Source organism: Ruegeria sp. AI2, from assembly GCF_056541275.1.
This window is the reverse complement of sequence record NZ_JBQFYB010000047.1, coordinates 1-1,923: the sequence shown is the minus strand read 5'-3', so window position 1 is coordinate 1,923 and position 1,923 is coordinate 1. Positions and strand designations below refer to the sequence as shown.

The 1,923-nt window shown below is 60.0% G+C and carries 1 protein-coding gene; it reads right to left on the bottom strand.

Annotated features, from left to right (window positions below; genetic code table 11):
- Nucleotides 1-1,767, bottom strand: a 1,767-nt coding sequence (locus ACR0LL_RS21025; RefSeq protein ID WP_480589235.1) for an ABC transporter ATP-binding protein, incomplete at its 3' end; no start/stop codon positions are given.
- Nucleotides 1,768-1,923: the final 156 nt, after the last annotated feature.

Below are 1,923 nucleotides of genomic sequence, written 5' to 3'. Positions count from 1 at the left end.
TTTTTGTTTGTGTTTATTGAACTGTTGGTCGAAGAGGTTTTTGAAGGGTCCGTTTTTCTGCATGAGTTGGTCGAGGTTTCCCTGTTCGGCGATAGCGCCGTCCTGGATGACGATGATCTTGTCTGCCTCCAGCACGGTTGACAGGCGGTGGGCGATGACGATGACGGTGACATCCTGTGTCAGGGCGTCCAGCGCCTCTTTGACCAGCGATTCCGATTCCGCGTCCAGCGCGCTTGTGGCCTCGTCCAGCAGCAGGATTTCGGCCTTGCGCAGAATGGCGCGGGCAATCGCGATGCGCTGTTTCTGACCGCCCGACAGAAAGGTTCCGTTTTCGCCCACCGGGGTCTCATAGCCCTGCGGCAGGTCTGTGATGAACTGATGCGCATGTGCGGCCCGGGCTGCCGCGATCACCTCTTCATCGCTCGCCTCGGGTGCCGAGCAGCGCAGGTTGTCCATCACCGAGGCCGAGAACAGGAACGTGTCCTGACCGACATACGAGATTTTCCGCCGCAGCGAGGCAAAGCTGACATCCCTCAGGTCCTGGCCATCGATCTCGACGCTGCCCTGATCGGGGTCGTAAAACCGCATGATCAGGCCAAACAACGTGGATTTGCCACCACCGGACTGGCCGACAAGGGCCGTGGTTTTCCCGGCCTCGAAAGTGGCGCTCATGTTGTCGATCACCGGCACCGTACCCTGATAGCCAAAGGTCACATTGCGCAGCGTGATCTGTCCGGGGCCGTCACTCAGGTCACGGGCCCGGGGGCTTTCCACCATCGTGTCCTCCTGATCCAGCAGGCTGAACAACATGCCGACACCGACCATGCAGGTTTCAATCTGGACCCGCATCCTGGACAGGCGCTTGGCGGGTTCATAGGCCATCAGCAAAGCGGTGATGAAGGACATCAGCTGACCCGCGGTCGGCTGTTCGGTGCCCGCGATGCCCATCGTGCTGACAATGAGAACCCCGGCAACCGCCAGACCGGCCAGAAACTCCATTAGCGGGCTGGCAATGGCCTGCAGCCGGGCGATGTCGTTCGAGCGCTGTTCGACCTTCCGGATCGCGGTCTCCATTCGGTCGATCATGCGATCTTCAAGCGCAAACACCTTGATCACCTTGATCCCCGCCGAGGTCTCCTGCAGCACCCGGATGATCTCGGCCAGCGATTTGAACTCGGCCTGCATGATCGAGCGGACGCTTTTCAGCAGATACCGCACCCCCAGAAGGGCAACCGGGCCCACCACAAAGAACATCACCGACAGGACCGGCTGCTGATACACCATGACCACAATCAGGCCGACCAGGGTCAGGGCATCGCGGACAAACCCGGTGACCAGAACATCGATCAGGCCCCGGGCCGATTGCGCGCCATTGGTCGTGCGCATCAGCAGATCCGATGATTCATTGGTCGAAAAGAACGACACCCCGTGCCGGACCAGCTTGCGGTACAGCTTCTCCTGCTGCTGGGCCACAATCCGGTTGCCCGCGCGCGCCAGAAAGACGGCCTGAATATACGAGGCCACCGCCTTGGTCAGGAACAGAAGCACAACCCCCAGCGCAATGACATGCGCCCATCCCCGCAATTCCGGGCTGGTCATGGCATCAACGATATATTCCATCATGTAAGCCGAGCCGGCGGTGGTGACCGCCACCGCGATCATCGCCAGGATCGCAACGCCGTAAAGCCCGCCCTGCGCATAAAAGCTCTCACCGACAAGCCGGCCCATATAGCCCGATCGCCACTTGTTCCAGGCGCGCTTCATCATTGCGTTCTCCAAATCCGTGAAACGGTGCGCACGCCCAGATACCCCATATCCCGCCGCGCCAAAAGGGCTGATGCTACCCTGCGGCAGACCAACCCATCCCAACATCCAAACACGCTAAATAAGACCTCACCACCAAACCCGCAACCAAAACCAAAA